This window comes from Pseudomonas sp. AL03 (assembly GCF_029960815.1).
Taxonomy (GTDB): Bacteria; Pseudomonadota; Gammaproteobacteria; order Pseudomonadales; family Pseudomonadaceae; genus Aquipseudomonas.
This window is the reverse complement of the sequence record NZ_JASBRE010000007.1, coordinates 40,764-67,335: the sequence shown is the minus strand read 5'-3', so window position 1 is coordinate 67,335 and position 26,572 is coordinate 40,764. Positions and strand designations below refer to the sequence as shown.

Below are 26,572 nucleotides of genomic sequence, written 5' to 3'. Positions count from 1 at the left end.
CATGTTTAATTATCTGATTGATAACTCGGGCGCCTTGTCGGGGCCCGTGGAGTTCTTCGTGACGCCGGGAATCGGTATTCAACTGCCCAGTAATGCCGTTGAACTTTCATTTGAATTGCCGCCTCCGGAACAGGGCCGTACATGGGCACTGGTCAATAATGTCCCGCGCGAAGTGATCGACCGGCGCGGTCTGGTGTATCGCAAAGAGGGCGGGGCTCAGCAGATCTGGAGTGAACTTGGGGAGCTGCCTGACGCCTTTACCACGATTCCATGGCCGGGTGAGTTTTATGTCTGGCGTGATAACACCTGGGAGTCGGATGACCAGGCGCGATTGGCGGATGTCAGGAATCAGGTGTTCACCAAGCGAGACGCGCTACTTCGTGACGCAGTCCTGCGTATAGCCCCGCTTCAATATGCCGAAGATATCGGCGACGGCACTCACGATGAGCAACTGGCATTGATGGAATGGAAACTCTACAGCGTTGAGTTGAATCGCCTTGAACGGCAAGCAACCTTTCCTGCAGAGATCGACTGGCCTCAGGTTCCAGGCTCGACCGAGTAACTGCACTGCCTGTGTTTATGCCCTACAACTTGAGTAGATCAAATGGACTATCCAAAAAGCGTCCCCAGTGCAGGACTGGTCAACGGTAGATTTGCCGATGAAAACCCGATAGCCGGAACTCCCGGCTCCCTGATTCCAGCCAGTTGGGGTAACAGCGTCACCCAGGAAATTCTCAACGCCATCACCGCCGCGGGACTGATGCCTTCCGAGAATCAAAATGATCAGTTGAGCCTGGCCATTAAAGAGTTGGCGAAACTCGACCCCCAACAGAGTTTTCCGGTGCAGGTTTATCGCAAAAACCTGCTGATTAATGGCAACTTCGATATCTGGCAGCGCGGTACAGTCAACTTGGGGCCTTACACCGGTGCTTATATCGCTGACCGTTTTCGTTGCGACTGGAACGGAAACGCCGGGGTGAATATTTCCCGGCAGAGCTTTGCGCTGGGTCAGGGTGAGGTGCCCAATGAGCCCCGTTACTTTATGCGTTGGCAGCAAATCACTGCGGGAGTTGGCGCCAGCGTGCATAAAATTTCCCAGGCTATCGAGTCGGTCAGGACCTTGGCGGGGAAAACCGCGACGCTGACGTTCTGGGCCAAGGCCGACACGGCGCGTCAACTCAATGTGACTGTCGCGCAGTATTGCGGAGCGGGCGGTAGTGTGGATACCGTGACGCCGGTTGGCAGCTTTCAACTCAAAACCTCCTGGACCCGATACAGCTCGACGATTCAAGTACCGTCCCTGGCGGGCAAAACGTTGGGAAGTAGTGGCAATGACTTTCTGCGGCTCTCCTTTGACCTGCCGTTGAATGTTTTGCAGGTTATAGACCTGGCGCAGATCCAGTTGGAAGAGGGGCGGGTGTCGACGCCGTTCGAGCTCCGTAGCCCTGGCGATGAGTTGATGATGTGTCAGCGTTATTACGAAAAAACCTATAGCCAGGATCTGCCGCCTGGAAGCATGACAGGTCCCTACGGTGCGCTGTTATCCACAGTGAAACAGGGGCAAACGAGCTTTGCCTCACAGCCCTTGGCTCAGTGGACCTTCAAGGTTGAGAAGAGAGCTATTCCAAGTCTCAGTTTGTTTACCACTACTTCGAAGGGGGTCGCTGGGCAATGGCGTTCGGGGAGCGATGAAGTTTCATCGGCTAATGCTCGACCTCTTGGGGTGTCGACTCGCGGCATCTGGGTAGATAACTCCGATATCGGGCTGGTTACTCAGACTTATTACATCCACGCCACCGCCGATGCCGAACTTTAAGGAGGTTTTCCCTATGCACTATCAACTCACTAAAGACCCGGCCACTGTCATTCGTCTGCCTGACGGAGCAACCGTGCCTCGGCATCACCGTTTCTGGGATGAATACCAGCAATGGCTGGCGAGTGGTGGCGTGCCGTTGCTCGCCGTGCTGGAAGACGATCCGGAGGCAGAACCTGAACCAGCCACAGTTGCCCGAGCCTGGCGGAACCAGGAACTGGCCGCCAGCCAATGGCTGGTCGACCGTGATCGCGATGAGCAAGCTGCCGGCACTCCGTTGGCTTTGAGCAGCGATCAATATCATGAACTGCTGGATTACCGGCAGGATCTGCGCGACTGGCCCTCGCTAGCCAACTTTCCAAAAGACTTCAGCAAACCCCTGGCGCCGGTCTGGTTTAAAACAACGGCAAATGGAACATGACCCATGTCTCTCACTTCAGCGCAGTTGCAACAAATTTTCCCCAACGCCCGCCCTCAAGCGGGTGTTTTCATTTCCGCCCTCAACACCGCCATGGCCCACCGCAACATCAACACCCCGAAACGCGTCGCCGCCTTCCTCGCACAAGTGGGTCACGAGTCAGGGCAGTTGCAGTACGTGCGTGAGTTGGGGAGTAATCGATACCTCGGCAAATACGATACCGGTTCCCTCGCTGCCCGGTTGGGTAACACTCCGGAGCCGGACGGCGACGGTCAAAAGTACCGTGGCCGAGGCCTGATTCAGATCACTGGTCGCGACAATTACCTTCAGTGCAGTCTCGGACTCTTCGGTGATGATCGTTTACTGTTTTTGCCAGAACTACTGGAGCAACCGCAGTGGGCCGCCGAGTCGGCCGCGTGGTTCTGGGAGCAAAATGGCTTCAACGAACTGGCCGACCGCGACCAGTTCAACAGCATCACCCGCCGCATCAACGGCGGCCTGAACGGGCTGCAAGACCGTTTGCAACTCTGGGCACGGGCGAGGGCGGTGTTATGCCCGCCTTCGGTTTGATGCCGATGTCTTACCGCGTCATTGGCGTTGTTGTGTTTCTGGCTGTGTTGGCCGGTGGCTCGGCGGCGCTGGCCTGGCAGTTTCAGGATTGGCGGTATGGCCGGCAACTGGCGGAACAGGCCAGGTTGCATGCCGAGGCGCTGAATCTGCTGACCCAGGCAGCCGCGACGCAGCAACAGACCGAGCAGGGCAAGCGTCTAGCACTGGAGCAGCGTCTTTCGACCAGCGAACAAAACCATTACCGAGCGCTTAGCGATGCCCAACGTGATCAAGGTCGCCTGCGCGATCGTCTTGCCACTGCTGATCTGCGCCTGTCAGTCCTCCTCGATGCCAATGACGCCGCCTCGGCCTGTGGAGTGCCAACCGCCTCCAGCACCGGCGGCGTGGATCATGGAGCCGCGCGTGCCCGACTTGATCCGACGCATGCTCAACGAATTATCACCATCACCGACGCCGGTGACAGCGCTCTGATTGCCCTGCAGGCCTGTCAGGCTTATATCAGAGCCCTCGCTCGCTAACATTTTGATCGATCCTGCGCCTTGCAAGCGTTATCCGCTCGTGTACGGTAGTTCTCATTCCGCTTGCTCAGGAGATGACCGTGAAAGAAATCACCCAACTGGCCGCTGAACTTGGCAGGCGTTTGCAGGTTCTCAATGCCCATGTCACCGCCGCCGAGTCCTGTACCGGCGGCGGGATCAGCGAGGCGATCACCCGGATTCCGGGGAGTTCGGCATGGTTTGAGGCCGGTTATGTCACTTACTCCAACCCCCAGAAAACCGAGCAATTGAATGTCCCGGTCGAGTTGTTTGCGACGGTGGGGGCGGTCAGTCGCGAGGTGGTCGAGGCCATGGTCCGAGGCGCGCAGAAAAAATGCCAGGCGCGTTTTGCCGTGGCGGTCAGCGGTGTGGCGGGGCCGGATGGCGGTTCGCCGAGCAAGCCGGTGGGCACCGTGTGGCTGGCCTGGGGCGTTGGTGAGCAGGTGTTCAGCGAGGTGCAGCACTTTCCCGGTAACCGTGACGAGGTCCGCCGACAAACGGTGAAGGCCGCGCTAGAGGGGCTGCTGCGCCATACCGCTGAAGAAATCTCAAATCAGGGGTAGGCGATCCTGAAACGCTGTGGAATAATACTGGCTACTTATACAGGTTTTGGCCGTCAGGCCTTATTGATTACGTGAGGACTTTAATGGACGACAACAAGAAGAAAGCCTTGGCTGCAGCCCTGGGTCAGATCGAACGTCAATTCGGCAAGGGTGCCGTAATGCGTATGGGCGATCAGGACCGTCAGGCGATCCCGGCTATCTCCACTGGCTCTCTGGGTCTGGACATTGCGCTCGGCATTGGCGGTCTGCCAAAAGGCCGTATCGTTGAAATCTACGGTCCTGAATCCTCCGGTAAAACCACGCTGACACTGTCGGTGATCGCCCAGGCTCAAAAAGCCGGCGCGACCTGCGCATTCGTCGATGCCGAGCACGCCCTCGACCCTGAATACGCCGGCAAACTGGGCGTCAACGTCGACGACCTGCTGGTTTCGCAACCGGACACCGGCGAGCAGGCCCTGGAAATCACCGACATGCTGGTGCGTTCCAACGCGGTTGACGTGATCATCGTTGACTCCGTAGCAGCTCTGGTACCAAAAGCTGAAATCGAAGGCGAAATGGGTGACATGCACGTGGGCCTGCAAGCCCGTCTGATGTCCCAGGCGCTGCGTAAAATCACCGGTAACATCAAGAACGCCAACTGCCTGGTGATCTTCATCAACCAGATCCGCATGAAAATCGGCGTGATGTTCGGCAGCCCGGAAACCACTACCGGTGGTAACGCGCTGAAGTTCTACGCTTCGGTTCGTCTGGACATCCGCCGTACTGGCGCGGTGAAAGAAGGTGATGAGGTTGTCGGTAGCGAAACCCGCGTCAAGGTTGTGAAGAACAAGGTCGCTTCGCCGTTCCGTCAGGCCGAGTTCCAGATTCTTTACGGCAAGGGCATCTACCTTAACGGCGAGATGATCGACCTGGGTGTTCTGCACGGTTTCGTCGAGAAGTCCGGTGCCTGGTATGCCTACGAAGGCACCAAGATCGGTCAGGGCAAAGCCAACTCGGCCAAGTTCCTGGCGGACAACCCGGAAATCGCCACGAAACTTGAGAAGCAGCTGCGCGACAAACTGCTGACTCCAGCGCCGGACGTTAAAGCATCGCCGGTCAAAGAGACGGCTGATGACCTGGCTGACGCTGATATCTGATTGAACCGATGACCGCCGTACTCGATACACTCGTCGCGGTGCGGCGAACCGCAATGGACCTGCTCGCGCGACGCGAGCACGGTCGAGTCGAGTTGACGCGTAAACTGCGCCAACGCGGCGCCCTTCCTGAAATGATCGACACGGCACTCGACCGTTTGACGGAAGAAGGCCTGCTGTCCGAGTCCCGCTATCTCGAAAGCTTTGTTTCCTACCGTGCCCGTTCCGGTTATGGCCCTTTGCGTATTCGTGAAGAGTTGAGCCAGCGCGGCCTGCAACGTATCGACATCGAACTTGCTTTACGCGAGAGCGGTATCAGCTGGCAGGAACAACTGGAAGACACTTGGCGGCGAAAATTTTCCGGGCATTTACCGATAGACGCCCGGGAACGTGCCAAACAGGGCAGGTTCCTGAGTTATCGGGGATATTCAATGGAAATGATCAGCCGCTTGTTCGGCGGCCGAGGGATGGATGATTGACTGAAACGGCTCACTATTTCGATAGTGGGCCGTTTTTTTGCCTACGTAACCTTGGACGGTTCCCGCGTGCGCTGTTGCGATTGGGGTTTGGACTGCGCCCAGTTTTCCGGCAAGTTGATGTAATCCACCAGTTCCCGCAGCCGACCATGATCACGGGCATTGAAGGTGAAGGCCAGTCGCGCCAGATGGCTGAACTGCGGTTCGTCGTGTTCCTCACCGCTGTAGGCATGTTGATGGAAATGATCGCTCAGACACAGGTCGGCAAATGCCCCCTGCATGTGTTCGAGCGCCTGGTCGCTTAGTTTGTGATTCATGCGAATCACAAACTGATGCTTGAGCCAGCGGCTGGAGTGGAAGTTGCTGTAGAACTGGTTGATCTGCTCCACAGCCTCTTCCGCGCTGTAGACCAAGCTCACGAGCTTCATATCGGTCGGCAGGATGTAGCGATTTTCCTCCAGCTGATGGTGAATGAAGTCCAACGCACCTTGCCAGAACTTGCCGCCAGGAGCGTCCAGCAGTATCACGGGCACCAGCGGGCTTTTACCGGTCTGAATCAGAGTCAGCACTTCCAGCGCTTCATCCAGGGTGCCGAAACCTCCTGGGCACAGGACCAGCGCATCGGCTTCCTTGACGAAGAACAGCTTGCGGGTAAAGAAGAAGTGGAAGGGCAGCAAGTTGGTGGTGCCATTCACGGTGGGATTGGCATGCTGTTCGAAGGGGAGGGTGATATTGAATCCCAGGCTGTGTGCCAGGCCGGCACCTTCGTGGGCCGCCGCCATGATGCCGCCACCGGCACCGGTGATGACCATCAAATCTGAGCGCGCCAGCGCGGCGCCAAGTTCCCGGGCCAGACCGTATAAAGGATGTTCTATCGGTGTTCGGGCCGAGCCAAAAACGGTGACCTTGCGGCGCCCCCTGAACTGCTCCAGCGCACGGAAGGCATGTTCCAGTTCGCGTAGGGCTTGCAGGGTGATCTTGGCATTCCAGCGGTTGTGATCTTCCTGGGCCATGCGTAGCACGGTCAGGATCATGTCGCGGTAGATCGGGGTGTTCGGGCTGTTGGGTGAAACCAGGTTGAGTTGCTCTTCGACCTTGCTGATGAGGTCGTGGCCGCTTTCTTCAAAATGACGGCTCAGGAGGTCATTCGGTTGGTAAGGCATCAACTTCTCCTTCCATACAGGCTCTGTTTTTCCCTTGGATGAAGGAAACATTCGCGCAACAAGACGTGCAATGGGCAGCCCCTTTTCTGCCCTGAAAAGTGAACGTGAACACTATGAATCTAGACCCTCGCAGAGATTTTCGCTGACTTGATCATTGCGCCGCAAAGTCTTTCCTGGCAACCGCTTATTGGCGATTTGCGAGGTGCTTTCACCGCTCGTCTGAACGCAGCCCGCGTGTCCGATAGTCTGATTTACTAAATGACAGGCACGTCAACTTTGCGTCAAAGGCAGGGCGTACGGTACAAGTGGTTCAAGGATTTTATCGCTCAAGCAAGGGCGAGGTGCAAGGAGGCGGGAAGCGATGGCCAGAGTCATTCTGGAGATCGATACGCAACTGTATCGATTACTGAAGTCATCGGCCGAGACCAATCATTTGAGTCTCGAAGAGGAGTGCTGCCGGCGTCTGGAGGGGGCCGACCGACGTTCACGTTACTTGCAGGCGCTGGTGGCAGAACTGCGCGCCGAGGATGAACAGCGGCGCGCCAATTCCCATTGATTACTTCTTCTTGGCCGGAGCCGCTTTTGGGCAGTCCGATTCCTGATAGCTGGCGGAGCCGACTGAGCGGTTGGTCTTCACCTCAGTGAAGTCGTAACGCATGACCGCGCCCTTGGCCATCAGCTTGCGGAACGATGGGTTGTTGCACACAGAGGCGCCCAGCTGGAAATACACGGCTTTCGGGTCGGCACGCATCTTGTTGGCGTGGCTGCTTTGTACACTCAGATGATTGATCAGCGTGTTGCCTTCGACGGTGTATCCCTGATCAAGAATGTCTTCGTTGATCGCCCGTGGAGTGCCAGCACTGCTTTGTGTGGCGACGTTTCGCAGCTCTCTGGTGAGATTCTGCTCACTCAAGGAAGCAGCTTGAGCGCTGAAGGACGACGCCAGCAAAATGGCAGCGGTGGGAACGATAAGGCGCAGCATGAAACTCTCCTGGTTCAGTGACTGGTGGTTCGACCCATCACATGACTGTGCGTTCAGTGGCGGCGAATTATAGGGGACGAGACCTGGACGGTACAGGCTTGCGCCGACTGCTCTGATAAACTGCCGGCACTTTCTGCCCTGCCGAGTGTTTACGTGTCGATTTTCTTCCCCTGCCGGCGTTGCCTGCGATGAACCCTGCAACCCCACGCTTTGCTGCAAACGCAGTAGCCCGCTTGCGCGATGAGCGAGAGGAAGAGGGTATCAAGCCGATTCAGGCCCGAGGCTGGAGGGCGTCGCGTTGCCGAGCCTGCCGCGTGATCGAGAGCCACTGCCTATGCGCCTGGCGCCCGCAGGTCGAGGCCCGCTCTGGTGTGTGCCTGATCATGACCAACAAGGAAGTGTTTAAGCCGAGCAACACCGGTTGGCTGATCGCCGATGTGGTGCGCGACAACCATGCATTTATCTGGTCACGCACGGAAACTGATCCGCAGTTGCTGGCGTTGCTGGCCGACCCGCAATGGCAACCGTATCTGGTCTTTCCAGGTGAATACGTCGAACCTGAGCGAGTGACGAACACCGTCGAAGCCGATAGCACCAAGCGACCACTGTTCATTCTACTAGACGCGACCTGGACCGAAGCCCGGAAGATTTTCCGCAAAAGCCCGTATTTTAATGCGTTGCCGATCCTGAGCCTGTTGCCCGAGAAGTTGTCGCGGTACCGGTTGCGCAGGTCGACCCGCAGCGAGCATTTGTGCACGGCCGAGGTGGCGGCGCTGTGTCTCGATCTTGCAGGTGATACCGAGGCTGCGTCGGCGCTGGACGCTTATTTCGACGTGTTCAGCCAGCATTACCTGGATGCGAAACATCAACTGGACATGAACGTTGCAACGCCAGCCCACGCCGAACTGATGCCTTTCGTGCAGAACACGGCCCCGGTCATCTGCTGATTGTCGCCCATACTGCAAAGAACTGTACCGGCCCTGCACCTTGACCACCCCGGTTTCGCTGGGCATGCTTGGCGCCGATTAGGGCGCGGCCAAAGTTTGATACGCCGTATTCTTTACGTGAATAGCCACGTGATTGGCGTTGAACGTGCCCTGTTGGTGCAGCTCCGTGGCTGTGCCTTGAGTTGTTTGAAAAACAGGATCATTTGAAAAATGGCCACATACGAAATCCTGATTGCCGATGACCACCCTCTTTTTCGTAGCGCCCTGCATCAAGCGTTGACTCTAGGCCTGGGCCCCGAAGTCCGTCTGGTGGAAGTGGCGAGCATTGCCGAGTTGGAAACCCGTCTTGACGAGAAGTCCGACTGGGATTTAGTGCTGCTGGACCTGAACATGCCGGGGGCCTACGGTTTTTCTGGGTTGGTGCTGCTGCGCGGTCAGTATCCGCAGATTCCGGTGGTCATGGTGTCGGCCCAGGAAGAAGCTTCGATTATGGTGAAGTCCCGTGAGTTCGGCGCCAGCGGCTTCATCCCCAAGTCCAGTGATCTGAGCGTCATCCAGAAAGCCGTACGCGCGGTGCTCGATGGTGATGTGTTCTGGCCGCCCCAGGCGTTCGAGGCGGTCAGCGTTTCCGCCGAAGCCAAGGCCGCCAGCGAAGGCCTTGCGAGCCTCACGCCCCAGCAGTTTCGTGTCCTGACCATGGTCTGTGAAGGTTTGCTGAATAAGCAGATAGCCTACGAACTGAGCGTTTCCGAAGCGACGATCAAGGCCCACGTGACAGCGATTTTTCGCAAGCTGAATGTGCGGACCCGGACGCAGGCAGCGTTGCTTCTGCAACAACTTGAGTCAATTTCGAACCACTAAGGCGCTGCATGTTCACGCTTTTTTGACTTTGCTTAATCTAGCTTTCCCACTTCCTTCCTGGTCAGTTGCCTACTTTATGTCACCTTTCAAAGGCCAAACCGGCCTAAAACGCATCCTTAACGCCTCCGGTTATTCCCTGGACGGCCTGCGCGCAGCCTTCACCGGCGAAGCGGCCTTTCGGCAGCTGGTGTTGCTCAACGTCATATTGGTCCCGCTGTCGTTCTTCCTGAACGTCAGTCGCGTCGAGCAGGCGTTGCTGATTGCAGTGTGTTTGCTGGCATTGATCGTCGAATTGCTCAATTCGGCAGTGGAAGCGGCCATCGACCGCATTTCCCTTGAATTGCACCCGCTGTCCAAGAACGCCAAGGACATGGGCAGCGCCGCTCAATTCGTGGCGCTGAGCATGATCGCGCTGGTGTGGGCGGTGATTCTGCTTTAAGCGATGGTGGGCAGCACAATCTCGTCGCTGCGCTGAACCCCGGCGGTGAAGGCGCGGCACAGGTCGAGAAATTCACGCATCGCTGATGTCTGATATTTCTGTTTGTGCCAGATGAAATAGAATTGCCGCGCCAGGTCCAGATCCGGTGTCTCCACGGGCACCAGGCTGCCACGGCGAAATGCATCGCGCAGTGCCAGGCGAGAAATACACCCAATCCCCAACCCAGACTCCACAGCACGCTTGATCGCTTCGGTGTGTTCCAGTTCCAGTCGGATATTCAGCGAGCTGCGATGGTGACGCATGGCCTGGTCAAAGGTCAGTCGCGTGCCAGAACCCTGTTCACGCAGAATCCAGGCTTCGTGGGTCAGCTCTTCCATAGTCGCCGTGCCGCGTTTGGCCAGCGGATGCTGGGGCGCGCAGAACACCACCAGCTCATCCTCGACCCAGCTCTGCACTTCGATGTCTGGATGGCTGCAGTCGCCTTCGATTAGACCCAGATCAATTTCATAGTGGGCAACCTGCTGCACAATGTTGGCAGTGTTCTGCACGTGCAGCTTCACCTGGCTTTCCGGATGGCGCTGCATGAAGCTGCCGATCAGCAAGGTGGCCAGGTAATTGCCGATGGTCAGGGTCGCGCCGACCGCCAGAGAGCCGAATCCCGATTTGCCATTGAGCAAGTCTTCGATTTCTTTGGACTGATCGAGCAACGCCACCGCTTGCGGCAGCAGCTGTTTGCCGAGGGCGTTGAGGCTCAGCCGTTTGCCGGCGCGGTCGAACAGCTGACAGCTGGACTGACGCTCTAGCTCGGTGATCGAGGTGCTCGCCGCCGACTGCGAGAGGTTGAGCAGACCCGCAGCACGGGACACGCTTTCCTGCTGGGCGACGGCGACGAATACTTGAAGTTGACGGAGAGTAAATCGCATATCTATATAACCGATAACCCTTATCTTAATAATCCAGTTAACAGATATTGTGGCTGCCATTAGAATGCGATGCAATTGTGCACATCAGCTCATTTTTCGCAGAGCAGGCGCAGAGCAAGCGCAGACAAAATCCCCAGGAGTCCCACGTACATGAGCAACATGAACCACGAGCGTGTCCTCAGTGTTCATCACTGGAACGACACTCTGTTCAGCTTCAAGTGCACCCGCGATCCGGGCCTGCGCTTCGAGAACGGTCAGTTCGTGATGATCGGCCTGCAACAGCCCAGCGGCCGGCCGCTCATGCGCGCTTACTCGATTGCCAGCCCGAACTGGGAAGAGCATCTCGAGTTCTTCAGCATCAAGGTGCCTGATGGCCCGCTGACTTCCCAGTTGCAGCATCTGAAGGAAGGCGATGAGATCATCATCAGCAAAAAGCCTACCGGTACGTTGGTGCTGGATGATTTGAAGCCCGGCAAACATTTGTACCTGCTCAGCACCGGTACCGGTCTGGCGCCGTTCATGAGCGTCATCCAGGACCCGGAAACCTACGAGCGTTTCGAAAAAGTGATCCTGTGCCACGGCGTGCGTTACGTCAACGAAGTCGCTTACCGCGAATTCATCACCGAGCACTTGCCGCAGAATGAGTTCTTCGGCGAGGCCCTGCGTGACAAGTTGATCTACTATCCGACCGTGACCCGCGAGCCGTTCGAGAACGAAGGTCGCCTGACCGACCTGATGCGCAGCGGCAAGCTGTTCAGCGACATCGGCCTGCCACCGATCAATCCGCAGGACGACCGCGCCATGCTGTGCGGCAGCCCGAGCATGCTCGACGAGACCAGCGAAGTGTTGAACAGCTTCGGCCTGAAAGTGTCGCCGCGGATGCGCGAGCCGGGTGATTACCTGATCGAGCGTGCGTTCGTCGAGAAGTAAGCAAACCGTATCACTCAAAAACCCCCATTGCCTTAGCAGGCAATGGGGGTTTTTTATGCCGGATACAATCTCTGTAGGAGCCTGCGGCAGCTACAGGTTGGAAGCGGGAATGACTTCAAGGACGCGGATCACACCCGCCTCGGGGTAGTGCCAACGCACATCCAGATCCCAGAACTGTGCGCCGTATTCCCGTTCAGGGGTGGGAATCTGGTACGCCGGACGTGGATCTTGTGCCAGGCATTGCTCGATCAACGCCACCAGCGGTTCTTCAAGGCGCTGAGCATGGCCGTGAGCCTGTTGCAGCGCTGAATCTGCCCACTGCACGGGAATCAGCTGCGGCGCTGCGCTGGCGATGCTGTTGGAGGCCGTATCAATGATGTCGGCGTAAGGCACGTAGGGTTTGATGTCGAGAATCGGCGTGCCGTCCAGCAGGTCGATACCGGATATCCACAGCCGATTGGCTTCAACCTTGTCCAGTTTGACCACTGACTGGCCGATGCCATTGGGTCGATGCGTCGCGCGGGTGGCGAACACACCCATGGATTTGTTACCGCCGAGGCGAGGAGGGCGCACTTTCAGTCGTGGCTTTTCTTCCAGGGCTTGGTGAAACAGGAACAGCAGCCAGACATGGCTGACCTGCTCCAGACCTTGCACTGCGTCACCCTGATCGAACGGCGCCACCAGTTCCAGCACGCCACGAGCGGCCGGGGCCAGTTGCGGCTGGCGCGGGATGGCGAACTTCTCCTTGAAGCAGGAGCGCACGAAGCCGATGGGGGAAACGCTGTAGGTCATGGTTTGGGGTCGAAGCGGGGTTAGGGTGGGCATGATAACCCGACGGGCCTCAAGTCTGGTGATGGCCGCACCGCCGATCTAGAGACTGAAACCACCATCCAAAGGAATAATATTCCCGGTCATGTACGCCCCAGCCGTACTCGCCAAACTGATCCCCTGCGCCGCCATCTCTTCCTCCCGGCCCCAGCGCTTCATTGGAATTAGCGCCGTATCCTCAGCCAGCGCCTGTTCATCATTGCCGATGTGCTGAGTCATCTTGCTCGGAAAACGCCCCGGGGCGATGACGTTGACGTTGATGTGCTGGCTCACCAGCTCCCGCGCGAGAATCCGAGGCAGTTGATGCAGGGCCGCTTTACTCGGTGCTGACAGGCTCCAGCATCCCGGGCGCAGACGTACACGGTGGCGCCAGCCTCGACATAAGCCTTGGCGATCATTTTGCCGATACCACGGGTGCCGCCGGTCACCAGAGCGGTGCGGCCTTGCAGGGGAAAGTACGGGTGCATGGCGAATCCTGAGAGCTGAGGGTCAATACACCCTAGTCGTCAGCCGCCAGAAGCGGAGCCACTATTTTTGCGAGGAATGAGGGTCTATACAGCCTGGCCTTGAGCTACAGGTTTGCAGCTCAAGGCTGGCGGACGCTTACTGCGGGCGCACGCGCAGGGTCAGGCCCTTGAGGAAGTTGCGCAGCAACTGGTCGCCGCACGGACGGTAGTTGGTGTGGCCGAACTTGCGGAACAGCGCGCTCAGTTCAGGCTTGGACACCGGGAACTCGGACGCCTTGAGAATCGCGTGCATGTCGTCTTCTTTCAGTTCGAAGGCCACACGCAGCTTTTTCAGGATGATGTTGTTGGTCACCGGCACTTCGATCGGTTGCGGCGAACGGCTTTCGTCCTTGCCGCGTTTGAAGGTCACCAGGCCGTCGAGGAAATGCGCCATGACTTCGTCCGGGCAGCGCACGAAGCCTTCCTCGTCTTCCTCTTTCTTATCGAGGTACGTCACCAGGTCTTCCAGGGTCACGTCCATGCCGCCGAGCTTGATGATCTCGATGACTTTCTTGTCGCTGATGTCGAGCATGTAGCGCACGCTGCGCAGTACGTCGTTATGAATCATGGTGTGCAATCCTGATATTCAGCAGTGGGCGCCGCATACACAGCGGCGCCGAAAAGTGTGGCGGCGTGAAAAGAATTAGAACTTCTCTTTGCCGGACAGGTAGCGCCATTGCCCCAGCGGCACTTTGCCGATGGATACGCCGCCAATGCGGATGCGGCGGATGGCGACGACCTTCAGGCCTACGGCCTGGCAGAACAGGGCGATCACGCCCGGTTGCGGGTTCTTCATCGCAAAGCGCAGACGGTTTTCGTTCTGCCAGCTGGCCTTGACCGGCGGCAGTTCCTTGCCCTTGTAAGTCAGGCCGTGGTTCAGGCGGTTGAGGCCGTGAGCCACCATGTCGCCTTCAACCTCGACCACGTACTCTTGCTCAATTTTGGCGGAATCGGCGGTGAGTTTGCGCAGGATCTTCCAGTCCTGGGTGAACACCAGCAGACCGCTGGCATTGGCCTGCAAGTCGGTGCTGGCGGTCAGGCGCAGGAAGTGGCCCTTGAGCGGACGTTTGCTGAAGCGATGTTCTTCGCTCAAGGTCTCGGCGCTGATCGTCGCCATGGCCGTTTCCGCATCCATGCCCACGGGCACGTTCAGCAGGATGGTCACCGGCTCCGGCGCAGTGGCCTTGGCTTCTGGATCAAGCTCGACTTTTTGCGTGTCGACCTTGAACTGCGGCTCGTCGATGACTTCGCCGTCCACGGTGACCCAGCCGCCCTCGATGAACAGCTCAGCCTCCCGACGGGAACAGCCGACGAGTTCGATGAGGCGTTTGGAGAGACGAATCGGGTCAGTCATGACAGGGCCGTAACAAAAAAGGGGTGGGCATTGTACCTGCTGGGCGCCGGTTAATCGCGGGTCCATTTGCGCAGTAAAGCTTTTAGCCTGGTTGAGCGCGCTGATTCGCCTGTTTCATGCGCATGTGCAGCAGCGGATAAGGCTGGCCCATGCCGTCATGCTCGGAGCGACCGATCACTTCGAAGCCCTGTTTGAAGTAGAAACCCAAGGCTTGCGGGTTCTGTTCGTTGACGTCCAGTTCATCGGCATTCAGGTGTTCCATGGCATAGCGCAGCAACTGCTTGCCCAGGCCCTGGCCACGGTGAGCCGGGTCGATGAAGAGCATTTCGATCTTGCCCGCCGCCACCCCGGCGAACCCGGTGATGCGCTGGCGCGGGTCTTTGGTACAGATCAGCATCACCGCATCGAGGTAGCGGGTCAGCACCAGGTTCTTCAGCAGTTCGATATAACTGTCCGGCAGAAAGTCATGGGTGGCGCGCACCGACGCTTCCCAGACTTGCGTGAGTTCTTCGTAGTCGCTGTGTTTCGGCGTGTGGATGACCGAATGTTGGCGCATGGCCGGCGGCTCCTTCTTTTTACTCGCTGCTTCTGTGAATGTTGAGAATCCTTTCCTCACAAAACGATAGCCGTAAAAAAGCCCCGCATCTCGTCAAGAGAGCGGGGCTTTTCGTATTTTTTGCGTTTAGATCTGTTCAGCCCACAGGTCGTATTCGTCGGCGTCGGTCACTTTGCACCAGACTTTATCGCCTGGTTTCAGGTTGCTGCCGTTGTCGATGAACACGTTGCCGTCGATTTCCGGGGCATCGAAGAAGCAGCGGCCGACGGCGCCTTGTTCGTCGACTTCGTCCACCAGCACTTCGATTTCACGGCCGACGCGCATTTGCAGGCGCGCCGAGCTGATAGCTTGTTGATGCGCCATGAAGCGGTCCCAGCGGTCTTGCTTGACGTCATCCGGGACGATCTCCAGGTCCAGATCGTTGGCCGGGGCGCCTTCGACCGGCGAGTACTGGAAACAGCCGACGCGGTCGAGTTGGGCTTCGGTCAGCCAGTTCAGCAGGTACTGGAAGTCTTCTTCGGTTTCGCCGGGGAAGCCGACGATGAAGGTCGAACGGATGATCAGGTCCGGGCAGATTTCGCGCCAGTTCTTGATCCGCGCCAGGGTCTTGTCTTCGAAGGCTGGGCGTTTCATGGCTTTCAGGACTTTCGGGCTGGCGTGCTGGAACGGGATGTCCAGATACGGCAGGATTTTCCCGGCGGCCATCAGCGGAATCAGCTCGTCGACGTGGGGGTACGGGTAAACATAGTGCAGACGAACCCAGACGCCGAGGGTGCTCAGGGCTTCGCAGAGTTCGGTCATGCGGGTTTTCACCGGCGCGCCGTTCCAAAAGCCGGTGCGGTATTTCACGTCGACGCCGTAGGCGCTGGTGTCCTGGGAGATCACCAACAGCTCTTTGACGCCGGCCTTGACCAGGCGCTGAGCTTCGTCGAGCACGTCACCGACCGGGCGGCTGACCAGTTTGCCGCGCATCGACGGGATGATGCAGAAGCTGCAGCTGTGGTTGCAGCCTTCGGAAATCTTCAGGTAGGCGTAGTGGCGCGGGGTCAGTTTGATCCCTTGTGGCGGCACCAGGTCGATCAGCGGGTTGTGATCCTGACGCGGCGGCACGGCGTCGTGCACGGCGTTGACCACTTGCTCGTATTGCTGCGGACCGGTCACGGCCAGCACGCTTGGGTGAATCTTGCGAATGTTGCCTTCTTCAACGCCCATGCAGCCGGTCACGATGACCTTGCCGTTTTCCTTGATGGCTTCGCCGATCACTTCCAGGGATTCAGCCTTGGCTGAGTCAATGAAACCGCAGGTGTTGACCACCACGACGTCAGCGTCCTGATAAGTGGACACAACGTCATAGCCTTCCATACGCAGCTGGGTAAGGATGCGCTCGGAGTCGACCAGTGCTTTGGGGCAACCCAGGGATACGAAGCCAACCTTTGGATTGGCCGGCGCAGGAGTGGTGGACATGTCTAACCTCGGTGTTTTGTGACGCCTCCAGCCATGAACGGCAAGGCGACAGACGGGCACTCGGTGTGCCTCTGATCAAAAAGTGCGCAATTCTAGCGATGGGGAGCTCACTTGACCAGCTTTATGCAGGGAAATACGACGAGTGCTGCGCTATGCTTCGAGCCGTTACGCTTTACCGATTTTTTACAGTCAACAAAACGTCTTCAACGTGAAGTAAAACAGCGCATGCTGCACGGCAAAGCATAGTGCTTCTTCCAAAGCAGTCCGGTCTGAGTAGTAGGAGTAGTGGATGGGTCAGGCAAGTAGTCAGGCGGCGGGCACCGAGCATTCGGCCGCGAAGCCGATCGGCATGCTGGTCGCGGCGGTCGGGGTGGTTTATGGCGATATTGGCACAAGCCCGCTGTACACCCTCAAAGAAGTGTTTTCCGGTCATTATGGTGTACCGGTCGACCATGACGGCGTGTTCGGGATTCTGTCGCTGATTTTCTGGTCGCTGATATGGGTTGTCTCAATCAAATATGTGCTGTTCGTGCTGCGTGCCGACAACCAGGGCGAAGGCGGGATCATGGCCTTGACCGCCCTCGCTCGGCGGGCTGCGGCCGGGCATCCGAAGTTACGCACGTTGCTGGTGGTCTGCGGGCTGATCGGCGCGGCGCTGTTCTATGGCGACAGCATGATCACTCCGGCGATCTCAGTGCTCTCGGCGATTGAAGGCCTGGGGCTGGCATTCGAGGGTATCGACCATTGGGTGGTACCGCTGTCGTTGGTCGTGCTGGTGGCGCTGTTTCTGATACAACGTCACGGCACCGCGCGGATCGGCATTCTGTTCGGGCCGATCATGGTGACCTGGTTTGTCGTGCTGGGGGCGCTGGGTGTCTACGGCATCCTGCAGCACCCGGAAGTGTTGCAAGCGATGAACCCGGTCTGGGGCGTGCGCTTCTTCATCGTGCACCCGGGCATGGGGGTGGCGATCCTCGGCGCGGTGGTGCTGGCACTGACCGGTGCCGAAGCGCTGTACGCCGACATGGGGCACTTCGGTCGCAAGCCGATTGCCCGTGCGTGGTTCATCCTCGTGCTGCCGGCGCTGGTGCTGAACTACTTCGGTCAGGGCGCGTTGCTGCTCGGTGACCCGGAAGCGGCGCGTAACCCGTTCTACTTATTGGCTCCGAGCTGGGCGCTGATTCCGTTGGTGGGGTTGTCGACCCTGGCCACGGTCATTGCCTCCCAGGCAGTGATTTCCGGTGCGTTCTCCCTGACTCGTCAGGCGATTCAGCTCGGTTACATACCGCGCATGCACATTCAGCACACCTCCAGTGCCGAACAAGGCCAGATCTACATCGGCGCGGTGAACTGGGCGCTGATGGTCGGCGTCATCCTGTTGGTGCTGGGCTTCGAGTCCTCCGGCGCGCTGGCTGCGGCTTACGGCGTGGCCGTGACGGGCACGATGCTGATGACCACCATTCTGGTGTCGGCGGTGATATTGCTGCTGTGGAAATGGCCTCCGGTCCTCGCGGTTCCGCTATTGCTCGGGTTCCTGTTGGTGGACGGTCTGTACTTCGCTGCCAACGTGCCGAAAATCATTCAGGGCGGGGCGTTCCCGGTGATCGCCGGTATCGTGTTGTTTGTGCTGATGACCACCTGGAAACGCGGCAAGCAACTGCTGGTCGACCGTCTGGACGAAGGTGGATTGCCGCTGCCGATCTTCATCGGCAGTATTCGCGTGCAACCGCCGCATCGCGTCCAGGGCACTGCCGTTTTCCTGACCGCGCGACCGGATGCCGTGCCTCATGCGCTGTTGCACAACCTGCTGCATAACCAGGTGCTGCACGAGCAAGTGGTGTTGCTGACAGTGGTGTACGAAGACATCCCGCGGGTGCCGGCGCAACGGCGTTTCGAGGTTGAATCTCACGGCGAAGGGTTCTTCCGGGTGATCCTGCACTTTGGCTTCGTCGACGAGCCGGACGTGCCGCAAGCGCTGAAGCTGTGTCATCTCGATGACCTGGACTTCAGCCCGATGCGCACCACCTACTTCCTCAGCCGCGAGACGGTCATCGCCTCCAAGCTCGAAGGCATGGCGCGCTGGCGTGAGACGCTGTTCGCCTTCATGTTGCAGAACGCCAACGGCAACCTGCGCTTCTTCAACCTGCCGCTGAACCGGGTGATTGAGTTGGGTACTCAGGTAGAGATGTAAGCCGGATCAAAAAGCCCCCGTTGCCTTGTGGTAGCGGGGGCTTTTTTATGTCTTGTGTCTCGGTGCCTTTAATTGCGCTCAGGCAGCTATTTTTTAGATTCGGCCTTTGTGCGAGCAGGTGGCGGCGTCAGCACCTTCTCCACATCATCAATCACAGCCTTACTCATTGCCGTCAGATAATGCGCGGCCCAGGCGTGTCGGTCGGTGTCTCGGGCGTAGGCAGTATCTTTAGTCAGCTCCTTGGCAAGGAACAGAAAATCAGAGGCCATGGCTAGCGCATCACCGAGGGGAACGTCTCGACTGACACGGAACAGCGCCTGATTTGAGCAGTAGATGAAGGGGGTGAGGCCGATGGCTTTCAGTTCTGAGGGTGTAGACGGATTTGTTTTGCTCATTGTTTCGCTCCTTAAAACGAGGAGCTGCCGCATTCGTTACCACACGAATGGGTGGCAGCTGTACGCAGGGTGGTAAACCGGAGGAGCAAAGGAACCGGCAGACCCGAAGGTCTCCCACGCACAGCCGCCATAACACGGGATTACAGACGTAAAAACGCACGAACCGTGATGGGAGCGGTGTTGCACTTTGCCTAACCGGGTTACCACACCCGATCGCTGAATGGTCAGCGACGTCCGGAGAGTATCCCGTCGAAGAAAAGCGCAACAAGGCATCAAAGTGCCCAAACGCGAGATTCGGAGTTTGCCTACAAGGTCTGCGGGCGTCATCCGATATTTCGACACCTTAAGTAAACATAACTAAACGCGGCGAGCGATTTTACAACTCGCTGGATTTTTGCGTTGTTGCAGCAGACGAATGAAACCGGTGTTGTCACTATCCCGCCTGTTGGCGAATTGGCGGACATCGACAGGTTTCCCAGTGAGATCTGATAAATATCGAAATGACTTGACGGCTCGATATTTCCAATGAGACAAGTGTCCACGTTTTATGGAGTATGGACACTTGGAGTTTTTAGCTTCATGAAGAGTCAAGACATTTTGCTTTTGTTCAAGATGGCCAGCCTGCACGCCCAGGAAGAAAATCTCTTTGGGAAGATGGAATCTGAGTCTAATTCGAACATGGTTGAGGAATTGTTGAAGCCCCAGCAGATAAATCGAATGACGGCAGGGGGGCGAGTGGGGCAGCCGCTAGTCACCTATCCCGCTGATGGTGAAGAAGCTGTATTCCACCGCCAGGAGTTCGACTCATCCTTGGGCGATGAGGATGGGTGGGAAGGGTGGTCGGAGCCTGTACCTTCTCCACCGCTGGCGAGCTGGAGTGAAGGTTACTCGTTGCGTGCGTTATCTGCGTCTCTTGGGCTAAGCAAAAGCGAGGTTTCAAACTCTATAGCTAGGTGTCGTGAGTCCGGAATGCTCGCCAATGACTACGACACCGGGCTTCCGAAAGTTAATCGGCGAGAGCTGCTGAAAATCACCGAGCACGCTCTGAAATACTTTTTTCCCGTGAAGCTGGGCGCGATGGTTCGCGGTATTCCAACAGGCTTCGCAGCGCCAGCCCTGTCCAAAAGCATCAAGAGCGCTGGCGGGTTGATTCCGGTTTGGCCTGATGCACTCGGAACTGAGCGTGGTCAGGCGATAGTGCCGCTCTACAAGACCGTGCCGGAAGCGGTGAAGAAGGACAGAACCCTTTATCATTATCTTGCGCTTGCTGATGCGATCCGTCTTGGTGGCCCGAGAGAGTGTGGTGTGGCGGTTAACATTCTAAAGGCAGGGATGGGGCTGAAATAACATGTCATCAAACGCTGATCACAACTATGAGCTCATAGAATTTGTTGCAGAGGGCTTGGGGGAGGCGTTTCTCGCTGAGGTTGCCTTTGTCGGCGGTTGCACCACGGCCATGCTGGTTACTGATGCTGCTGTGCTGGATGACATTCGTTTCACCGATGATGTTGACTTGGTGATCGAGCTGGCAGGCATTAGCGCCTGGCAACATCTCACAGAACGGCTGGCGGCTAAGAATTTCAAGATCACCGGTGAGGATGAAGTCAACTGTCGTTTCCGCTTCAACGACGTCGTCGTTGACGTGATGCCTTCTGACCCAGCTGTTCTCGGATATGCCAATCGTTGGTTCGTGGAAGGGCTGGCGAAGGCTGATAAATTTACGTTGCCCAGCGGTATCGTTATCCAGATCTTTAAACCGACCTACTTTCTTGCCACCAAACTAGAGGCCTTTAGCGGTCGCGGTGAGGGCAACCCCTACCACAAGGACGTCGAAGATATCATCATCTTGATTGATGGTCGTCCAGAGCTTCTGGAGGAAATTAGCCAAGCTGAGTCTGAGCTCAAGGAATTCATCACGGCTGGAATTCGAGAGCTCACGGCGCTCAGTGGTATCGACTACGTGATTGAAAGCTCGGGCTCGGTGCAGGCTAATCCGGGTAGAGGGCGAATCATTCACATGCGCATGAAGGACCTGGGCAACGCATGAGATATGACACCAGATCAGTAATAGGACGGACCAGGAAAGCCAATCATGACTGTGCTGGAGCTCTCTGCGACGGCGACAGAGGGCTGTTCGTCATCACGGACGGTACCTCGAAACCCGGCAGTGGCCAACTGGCAGAATGCTTCGTAAAAGGTGTTTTAGCTGCCTACCCAAAACACATAGATCAGGGGGGCGATATCACTGAGCACGGAGCAGTTGAGCAGGTACTTAGTTCAGTGCTGGCCGAGCTTCACCCCATCTTGTTTGCGGACCAGACAGGGACCACTTGTTACCTGGTCGGTTTCGCTGCTCATGGGAAGCTCACGCTTGCGTATGAGGGGGACTGTTCGTGCGGTGTAGTGACACTGGCAGGTACGATCGAGTGGATTACGCCGCCCCACTGCAAGGCCAATTGGAGGCGCGACCGTTCGCACCGTGAGCTGGCGCAAGATCCGGCTCGAAACTGGGTAACCCGATGCCTGAAGGTTAATCGTGCCCCGGACCCTGACTTTGTTTTTCACCCATTGTCTGTCGGTGCGCGACTGGTGTTCGTAACCGATGGCTTCTGGGCAGAATTGACGGAGTCGCAGCAAAGCAGCTTGCTGGCAGCACCGGATAGCGACTTTATCACTGTTGAAGATGACGTAACGTGGATAGATGTTCAGCTTTAGCCGTGGAAGCACAGAACATCCACATGCAGTCCGGCTAGCTGGTAGCGCTGCATGTTTGTACATGTAAAAAGCCCCCGCAACCGTGAGGTAGCGGGGGCTTTTCGTGTGGGGCTCAGATCACTCCTGAGCCGCCGTCTCCTTCGCTTGACGCTTCTCGATCACATCCACCAAACGCTGCGCCAAAGCCGGGTAATTCTCGTCGAAGTGATGACCGCCAGGCAGTTTCATCGCTTCGCCCACCGCAGTCTTGTCGGTGCAGCCGCTCTCGTCGACTTCTTCTTCACCGTAGATGCACACGACTTTCTCCGGCGGCAGCTTGGCCATTTCCGGGCCGGTGGCGGCTTCTTTGCCGGCGTTGCCGAGCCAGCCTTCGACTTCGATTTCGAAGCTGCCGGTGCGGGCGAAGGCCAGCAGGATGATCGCATCGACCCGTTGCTGTTCCGATGGCTCCAAGCGGTTGTAGATCGCCGGCAGGACGTCGGCGCCGAACGAGTAGCCGGTCAGGATGAAGCGCTTGGTGCCCCATTTCTGCCGGTAGTGCTGCATCAGTTCGGTCAGGTCCAGAGCGCTTTGCTCGGGGCTCTTGTGTTGCCAGTAGTAACGCAAGGTGTCGATGCCGACCACCGGATAGCCGATCTTCGCCATCTCGCCCGCTACGTCGCGGTCAAGGTCGCGCCAGCCGCCGTCACCGGAGAGGAACAGGGTCACGGTGTCCTTGGCTTGGCCGGCGGGCACTTCGACCACCGGGATCTGCAGGCCGCCGGCGGCCTTATCGCCACCAACGAGGAGCTTGCGCAGTTCGTTGTTCAGCACTTGCGGCAGGTTGATGTCGTAGTCGCTGATGCTGGTTTCGGCGTTGGGTTGGTCGCGCACGAAGCCGGCGCTGGTGTCGTCAGGGTTGTCGTTCCACGCCACCAGCCAGTGACCGTGAGCGGCGCTTTTCGGCAGCAGGTGAGTGCAACCGGGTTTTTCCAGGGCCAGGTCAACCGAAATGGCCTGGGCCTTGGCGTCCGTCTGCTCGGACAACCAGCGCCACGCCAACACGGCGCCAGGCCCGATGCCGCTGACCAGGGTCGCCGGGCCTTTGAGTTCTCTCAGGGCCGATTGCAAGGCGCGACTTTGCAGCAGGCAGTCTTTGGGCAGAATCACCTGAACAATCTGCGCCGAGCCGGTGCGGCTCAGGGTCATCAATTGTTTGTTGTTGAGCTTCTGGTCTTCATTGACGGCCACCAGCACCTGGGCGCGTGGCGTGTTACCCGGGATGACACGGGTCATCGCGGCGCCATCGGCCGGGGTCAGCAGTTCGAGGGTCGGTTCGGGCGCCGGGCGTTTCAGGTACCAGTAACCGCCACCGAGAATCAGGGCCAGCACTACCAGTGTGGCCAGTACGTACCGCAAGGAGCGTTGAATCATCAGCGTTTCACCAATCCAGTCAAGCCGCCCGCAATCAGGGCAGCAGTGTCGGCCAGGGCAACCAGCGGATCGAGTCCGGCGGGCACGGCCATATAACGGGGTTCCCAGTCAGGCTGGAATTTGTCTTTGAAGCGGCGCAAACCTTGGAAGTTGTAGAGCTGCTCACCACGGCGGAACACCATCGAGCCCAGACGCTGGGTCAGTGGTGCACCACGACGGGGTTGCAACCCCGACAATGGCACCATGCCCAGGCTGAAGCGCGCGTATCCATGATTTTTATAATGTTGAATCAGGCCGACCATCATGAACTCCATGGTCAGCTTGGGGGCGTCCGGGTGCGCGCGCATCAGGTCGAGGCTGGCCAGATCATGACCGTAGGTCTCGAGCAGGTTGGCGAACGCCACCGGGCGCCCTTCGAAACGAATCACCGCGACGCGGAAATGCTTGAGGTAGTCATCGCTGAAGCGGCCGAGCGAGAAGCCTTTCTCGCGTACGTTTTTGCCGGTCAGCCAGGCATCGGAAATCACCTTAAGCTCATCCATCGGCGCTTGCCCCGGATCAAAGATCTCCAGCGACAGGCCATCGCGAGTGCCACGGTTCCAGGTGTAGCGCAGGTCTTTCATCTCTTTGCCTTTGGCGTCGAGATCAAAGCGAAGCAGGTCGACCCGGGCTTCTTCGCCGAGCTTGATCGCGGTCAGGCCGATGTCCATGTAGTACGGCAGGTTCTCGGCGCGCACTTGATAGAACACTGGACGGGCGTGGTGGATGTCGCAGAGGTCGCGGAACTGCCAGATCATTTCCGCCCGTTGCTGGGTCGGGCCGATCGGGTCATACAAGGCCACCAGGCTGCGACCGCGGCGGGCGTACATCAGGAACGCTTCGTCGTTGGGGTGAAACAGCAGCGCCTTGTCACCGGTCAGGGCCAGACCGCCATCCGGTTGTGCGGAGGCCATGAGGATCTTTACCGCGCGGTCCAGCTCATCGGGCGTCGGCAGATGGATCACCGGGCGCGCGGTGCGCAGCAGCCAGGTCAGGGACACCACCACCAGCAGGACTGCGGCACCGAGCAGCGAGCGCAAGCCCCGTGGCGCATCAGCATCGAGGGTGAACTGCCACCAGAGCTGGTGGCTGTACGGGACGTCCTGATAAGCGAACAGTAGCAGCCAGATCGACGCACCGAGTACACACAGGCTGGCCACCAGATACAGCGGCGAGAACGGCAGTTCAGTCAGGCGACTGGGGCGATAGAACGAGCTGCGAAAAACACCCAGCAAGCTCGCAGTCAGGGTCAGCAGACACGCTTCTTCCCAGTCGAAACCCTTGAGCAGAGAGAGCAGGGCGCCGACCAGCAACAATATGGTGGTCAGCATCCAGGCGGCCGACAGTCGGCGGCGCAGCCCTTGAGCCAGCAGCAAGCACAGTACGCCAACCAGGCTGGCACCGAAGTGCGAGGCGTCTACGAGTCGATGCGGGATCAGAAAGCCGATGTGTTCCAGCCGGGTGTCGATTTCCGGGGTGACGCCGGAGAACAGCAACACCACGCCGGACAGGAACACCAGCAACGCCAGAATCGGCGCGGCCAGGCCGGACGCCACCCTTAAAGACTGACGCGATTGAAACAGGCGCTGACCTTCGTTGATGAGCAGGAATAAGCAGGCCACCAGCAACGGCAGCACCACATAGATCAGGCGATAGAGCAGCAGGGCGGCAGCGAGTGGCGCGGCGCCGAGTTTGTCGGAGAAGGCGGCCAGCAGAATGGCTTCGAACACCCCGACCCCGCCGGGAACGTGGCTGAGCACACCGGCGGCCAGGGCCAGCAGGTACACCAGCAGGAACGCGCCAAAGGGCGGCGCTTCAGGCAGCAGCAGATAGAGCACGGTTGCCGCGGCGGCGACGTCCAGGGCAGTGATGATCAGTTGCAGGAACGTCAGGCGACGGCCCGGAAGGCGCAAAGTGCGGCGTCCAGCCTTGACCAGCAGGTTGTCGGGATAAGGCTGTTCTGGCAGGCGGCGGCGGTAGATGCCGATGGCCAGCACCGTGAACAGCAGCAGTACGGCCACCGCAATCGCGCCGAGCAACGTCTCGGATAAACCCAGTGCGGCAGAGGCGGCAGGCAGGTTGCTGAGGGTGGCGAGGGCGGCTAGTGGGGGCAGGGCGCAGCCGAGCGAGAGGCTGGCGAACAGCGTCATATGGGCGACTTCAGAAGCTCCCAAGCCATGACGTGCATATAAACGGTAACGAACCGAGCCCCCCGAGAGCATCGAAAGACCAATCGCATTGCCGATGGCGAAGGCGGTGAACCCGCCCAGGGCCAGGATTCGCGGCGCCAGTGTCACGCCCGCGTAGCGGCTGGCCGACCATTCGTAGCCCAGCAGAATGATGAAGCCGGCCACGGTCGCGCCCAGTGCGCCCAGCAATGCCGGTTTCGGAACGTCGAGAATTGAGTCGTGCAGAGCGTACAGATCGAGTTCGCTCAGCAGGTGGCGACAGGCAATCAGCGCGATAGCGAACAACAGCAAAGTGACGGCCAGGCCGATGGGGTGGCGGTATTTGCTGATTCGATCAAGCAAGCGCAGACGCTCGGCCTTGATCGGTTGTGTCGCTGTGACGGTGTCTTGTGGATCAGACGAGTTGGCGCGCATCAATCACCTCTTGGATTGTGCGCGACAGGATGGGGGTATCCAGCCAAGTTACCAATCCCTGTAGAAAAAAATAATCACAAATATTAACGCCCCCCACCGGGTATCGGCGAGGGTGCGTCTTCAGTCGTAGAGGGTTTTGTCTGCGGTTCAGATAGTTCGGGGCTCAGAGTGTGGGTGATGCCGAACGGCTTACTACACAGTGGCAGATCATTGATGCGAAAGGACTTTTTCAGCAGATACAAAAAAGGCCACTCTTTCGAGTAGCCTTTTTTGATGTTTGGTTGCGGGAGCCGGATTTGAACCGACGACCTTCGGGTTATGAGCCCGACGAGCTACCAGACTGCTCCATCCCGCGTCTGTGTGGCGGCATTCTATAGAGATACGCCTAGGTGTCAACCGTTAATCCTGAATAGGGTCAAATAAGCGTAAATGACCGGCGAACGGTCGTGGGGGGAGACCTAAGTTTCGGAATCAGAATGATTTCTCATTTCTGCGCTGCGCAGGCGAAAGCACTTCATCTGTACAAAACAAGCGCGCACAAAAAAGGCCACTCTTTCGAGTAGCCTTTTTTGATGTTTGGTTGCGGGAGCCGGATTTGAACCGACGACCTTCGGGTTATGAGCCCGACGAGCTACCAGACTGCTCCATCCCGCGTCTGTGTGTCGGCATTCTACAGAGGATCGGCGGGCTGTCAACCTTCAATCCAGAGAAAACCTCTTCCTGTTCAATCGCTTAGCTTGAAAAAAGGGCCGTG

Annotated in this window: 27 protein-coding genes, 2 tRNA genes and 1 pseudogene; 16 read left to right on the top strand and 14 right to left on the bottom strand. The window is 58.1% G+C overall.

Going from position 1 to position 26,572, the window contains the following annotated elements; translation table 11 throughout:
- The first annotated feature begins 1 nt into the window (after nucleotide 1).
- The 8 genes from QK293_RS09395 (at nucleotide 2) to recX (ending at nucleotide 5,512) form a co-directional block, all read left to right on the top strand.
- Complete coding sequence (locus tag QK293_RS09395; RefSeq protein ID WP_282376930.1) at nucleotides 2-562, top strand: tail fiber assembly protein; 561 nt, start codon at nucleotides 2-4, stop codon at nucleotides 560-562.
- 42 nt (nucleotides 563-604) lie between these two features.
- Entirely contained in the window at nucleotides 605-1,816 is a 1,212-nt protein-coding gene (locus QK293_RS09390; protein WP_282376929.1) for a carbohydrate-binding protein CenC, read from the top strand.
- 13 nt (nucleotides 1,817-1,829) lie between these two features.
- On the top strand, nucleotides 1,830-2,234 hold the full coding sequence (locus tag QK293_RS09385; protein WP_282376928.1) for a phage tail assembly chaperone: 405 nt from the start codon (nucleotides 1,830-1,832) through the stop codon (nucleotides 2,232-2,234).
- A 3-nt stretch (nucleotides 2,235-2,237) separates the two neighbouring features.
- Complete coding sequence (locus tag QK293_RS09380; RefSeq protein ID WP_282376927.1) at nucleotides 2,238-2,801, top strand: glycoside hydrolase family 19 protein; 564 nt, start codon at nucleotides 2,238-2,240, stop codon at nucleotides 2,799-2,801.
- Nucleotides 2,783-3,319 carry a lysis system i-spanin subunit Rz gene (locus QK293_RS09375; RefSeq protein WP_282376926.1) on the top strand — a complete coding sequence of 179 codons (537 nt, stop codon included), beginning with the start codon at nucleotides 2,783-2,785 and terminating at the stop codon, nucleotides 3,317-3,319. The genes QK293_RS09380 and QK293_RS09375 overlap by 19 nt, the downstream gene beginning before the upstream one ends.
- 80 nt (nucleotides 3,320-3,399) lie before the next feature.
- Nucleotides 3,400-3,900: a CinA family protein gene (locus QK293_RS09370; protein ID WP_282376925.1), complete on the top strand. Its 501-nt coding sequence runs from the start codon at nucleotides 3,400-3,402 to the stop codon at nucleotides 3,898-3,900.
- Nucleotides 3,901-3,983: 83 nt separating this feature from the next.
- Nucleotides 3,984-5,036, top strand: a complete 1,053-nt coding sequence (recA, locus tag QK293_RS09365) for a recombinase RecA (RefSeq protein ID WP_282376924.1) — start codon at nucleotides 3,984-3,986, stop codon at nucleotides 5,034-5,036.
- Between the two features lie 8 nt (nucleotides 5,037-5,044).
- Nucleotides 5,045-5,512, top strand: coding sequence for a recombination regulator RecX (gene recX / locus QK293_RS09360; RefSeq protein WP_282376923.1), 468 nt, complete (start codon nucleotides 5,045-5,047; stop codon nucleotides 5,510-5,512).
- 41 nt (nucleotides 5,513-5,553) lie between these two features.
- Here recX and QK293_RS09355 read toward each other — a convergent pair whose 3' ends face one another.
- Complete coding sequence (locus tag QK293_RS09355; protein ID WP_282376921.1) at nucleotides 5,554-6,672, bottom strand: TIGR00730 family Rossman fold protein; 1,119 nt, start codon at nucleotides 6,670-6,672, stop codon at nucleotides 5,554-5,556.
- Nucleotides 6,673-7,033: 361 nt separating this feature from the next.
- Here QK293_RS09355 and QK293_RS09350 point away from each other — a divergent pair, with 361 nt between their 5' ends.
- Nucleotides 7,034-7,228 carry a hypothetical protein gene (locus tag QK293_RS09350; RefSeq protein WP_282376920.1) on the top strand — a complete coding sequence of 65 codons (195 nt, stop codon included), beginning with the start codon at nucleotides 7,034-7,036 and terminating at the stop codon, nucleotides 7,226-7,228.
- Here QK293_RS09350 and QK293_RS09345 read toward each other — a convergent pair whose 3' ends face one another.
- Nucleotides 7,229-7,654, bottom strand: coding sequence for a PA3611 family quorum-sensing-regulated virulence factor (locus QK293_RS09345; protein WP_282376918.1), 426 nt, complete (start codon nucleotides 7,652-7,654; stop codon nucleotides 7,229-7,231). It lies immediately after the preceding gene.
- A gap of 188 nt (nucleotides 7,655-7,842) precedes the next feature.
- Here QK293_RS09345 and QK293_RS09340 point away from each other — a divergent pair, with 188 nt between their 5' ends.
- The 3 genes from QK293_RS09340 to QK293_RS09330 all read left to right on the top strand — a co-directional run bounded on the left by QK293_RS09340 (nucleotide 7,843) and on the right by QK293_RS09330 (nucleotide 9,901).
- The gene (locus tag QK293_RS09340; protein ID WP_282376916.1) at nucleotides 7,843-8,601 is read left to right on the top strand and encodes a tRNA-uridine aminocarboxypropyltransferase; all 759 of its coding nucleotides are present in this window, start codon (nucleotides 7,843-7,845) and stop codon (nucleotides 8,599-8,601) included.
- 210 nt (nucleotides 8,602-8,811) lie between these two features.
- On the top strand, nucleotides 8,812-9,462 hold the full coding sequence (erdR, locus tag QK293_RS09335) for a response regulator transcription factor ErdR (RefSeq protein WP_282376915.1): 651 nt from the start codon (nucleotides 8,812-8,814) through the stop codon (nucleotides 9,460-9,462).
- 76 nt (nucleotides 9,463-9,538) lie between these two features.
- Nucleotides 9,539-9,901, top strand: coding sequence for a diacylglycerol kinase (locus QK293_RS09330; protein ID WP_282376914.1), 363 nt, complete (start codon nucleotides 9,539-9,541; stop codon nucleotides 9,899-9,901).
- On the opposite strand, the gene QK293_RS09325 is transcribed toward QK293_RS09330, so the two are convergent.
- A complete protein-coding gene (locus tag QK293_RS09325) occupies nucleotides 9,898-10,824 on the bottom strand; it encodes a LysR family transcriptional regulator (protein ID WP_008153977.1) in 927 nt (308 codons plus the stop codon). The two genes, QK293_RS09330 and QK293_RS09325, sit on opposite strands and share 4 nt — an antisense overlap.
- Nucleotides 10,825-10,974: 150 nt before the next feature.
- Between QK293_RS09325 and fpr the strand changes: the two genes are divergently transcribed.
- A complete protein-coding gene (gene fpr / locus QK293_RS09320) occupies nucleotides 10,975-11,754 on the top strand; it encodes a ferredoxin-NADP reductase (RefSeq protein WP_282376913.1) in 780 nt (259 codons plus the stop codon).
- A 90-nt stretch (nucleotides 11,755-11,844) separates the two neighbouring features.
- Here the strand turns inward: fpr and tsaA are convergent, their stop codons facing one another.
- The 6 genes and pseudogenes from tsaA to rimO form a co-directional block, all read right to left on the bottom strand.
- The gene (gene tsaA, locus QK293_RS09315) at nucleotides 11,845-12,546 is read right to left on the bottom strand and encodes a tRNA (N6-threonylcarbamoyladenosine(37)-N6)-methyltransferase TrmO (RefSeq protein WP_282376911.1); all 702 of its coding nucleotides are present in this window, start codon (nucleotides 12,544-12,546) and stop codon (nucleotides 11,845-11,847) included.
- 78 nt (nucleotides 12,547-12,624) lie between these two features.
- Nucleotides 12,625-13,049 (bottom strand): annotated as a pseudogene (locus QK293_RS09310) (SDR family oxidoreductase).
- A gap of 136 nt (nucleotides 13,050-13,185) precedes the next feature.
- On the bottom strand, nucleotides 13,186-13,656 hold the full coding sequence (locus QK293_RS09305) for a DUF1456 family protein (protein WP_282376910.1): 471 nt from the start codon (nucleotides 13,654-13,656) through the stop codon (nucleotides 13,186-13,188).
- 75 nt (nucleotides 13,657-13,731) lie between these two features.
- On the bottom strand, nucleotides 13,732-14,442 hold the full coding sequence (locus QK293_RS09300; RefSeq protein WP_010462687.1) for an rRNA pseudouridine synthase: 711 nt from the start codon (nucleotides 14,440-14,442) through the stop codon (nucleotides 13,732-13,734).
- 82 nt (nucleotides 14,443-14,524) lie between these two features.
- Entirely contained in the window at nucleotides 14,525-14,998 is a 474-nt protein-coding gene (locus tag QK293_RS09295) for a GNAT family N-acetyltransferase (RefSeq protein WP_282376908.1), read from the bottom strand.
- 126 nt (nucleotides 14,999-15,124) lie between these two features.
- Nucleotides 15,125-16,462 (bottom strand): 30S ribosomal protein S12 methylthiotransferase RimO, encoded by a 1,338-nt coding sequence (gene rimO, locus QK293_RS09290; RefSeq protein ID WP_282376907.1) that lies wholly within the window; start codon nucleotides 16,460-16,462, stop codon nucleotides 15,125-15,127.
- Nucleotides 16,463-16,751: 289 nt separating this feature from the next.
- Between rimO and QK293_RS09285 the strand changes: the two genes are divergently transcribed.
- Nucleotides 16,752-18,653: a potassium transporter Kup gene (locus QK293_RS09285; protein ID WP_282376906.1), complete on the top strand. Its 1,902-nt coding sequence runs from the start codon at nucleotides 16,752-16,754 to the stop codon at nucleotides 18,651-18,653.
- Nucleotides 18,654-18,739: 86 nt separating this feature from the next.
- Here QK293_RS09285 and QK293_RS09280 read toward each other — a convergent pair whose 3' ends face one another.
- Complete coding sequence (locus tag QK293_RS09280) at nucleotides 18,740-19,048, bottom strand: DUF3077 domain-containing protein (protein WP_282376905.1); 309 nt, start codon at nucleotides 19,046-19,048, stop codon at nucleotides 18,740-18,742.
- 579 nt (nucleotides 19,049-19,627) lie between these two features.
- Here QK293_RS09280 and QK293_RS09275 point away from each other — a divergent pair.
- On the top strand, nucleotides 19,628-20,395 hold the full coding sequence (locus QK293_RS09275) for a MarR family transcriptional regulator (RefSeq protein WP_282376904.1): 768 nt from the start codon (nucleotides 19,628-19,630) through the stop codon (nucleotides 20,393-20,395).
- Nucleotide 20,396: 1 nt separating this feature from the next.
- Nucleotides 20,397-21,095, top strand: coding sequence for a hypothetical protein (locus QK293_RS09270; protein ID WP_282376903.1), 699 nt, complete (start codon nucleotides 20,397-20,399; stop codon nucleotides 21,093-21,095).
- 785 nt (nucleotides 21,096-21,880) lie between these two features.
- Here QK293_RS09270 and QK293_RS09265 read toward each other — a convergent pair.
- The 4 genes from QK293_RS09265 to QK293_RS09250 form a co-directional block, all read right to left on the bottom strand.
- Nucleotides 21,881-23,176, bottom strand: coding sequence for an AcvB/VirJ family lysyl-phosphatidylglycerol hydrolase (locus QK293_RS09265; protein WP_282376902.1), 1,296 nt, complete (start codon nucleotides 23,174-23,176; stop codon nucleotides 21,881-21,883).
- On the bottom strand, nucleotides 23,176-25,818 hold the full coding sequence (gene mprF / locus QK293_RS09260; protein ID WP_282376901.1) for a bifunctional lysylphosphatidylglycerol flippase/synthetase MprF: 2,643 nt from the start codon (nucleotides 25,816-25,818) through the stop codon (nucleotides 23,176-23,178). The genes QK293_RS09265 and mprF overlap by 1 nt, the downstream gene beginning before the upstream one ends.
- Nucleotides 25,819-26,096: 278 nt before the next feature.
- Nucleotides 26,097-26,173: transfer RNA gene (locus QK293_RS09255), tRNA-Met, on the bottom strand.
- Nucleotides 26,174-26,395: 222 nt separating this feature from the next.
- Nucleotides 26,396-26,472 (bottom strand) — tRNA-Met (locus QK293_RS09250).
- Nucleotides 26,473-26,572: the final 100 nt, after the last annotated feature.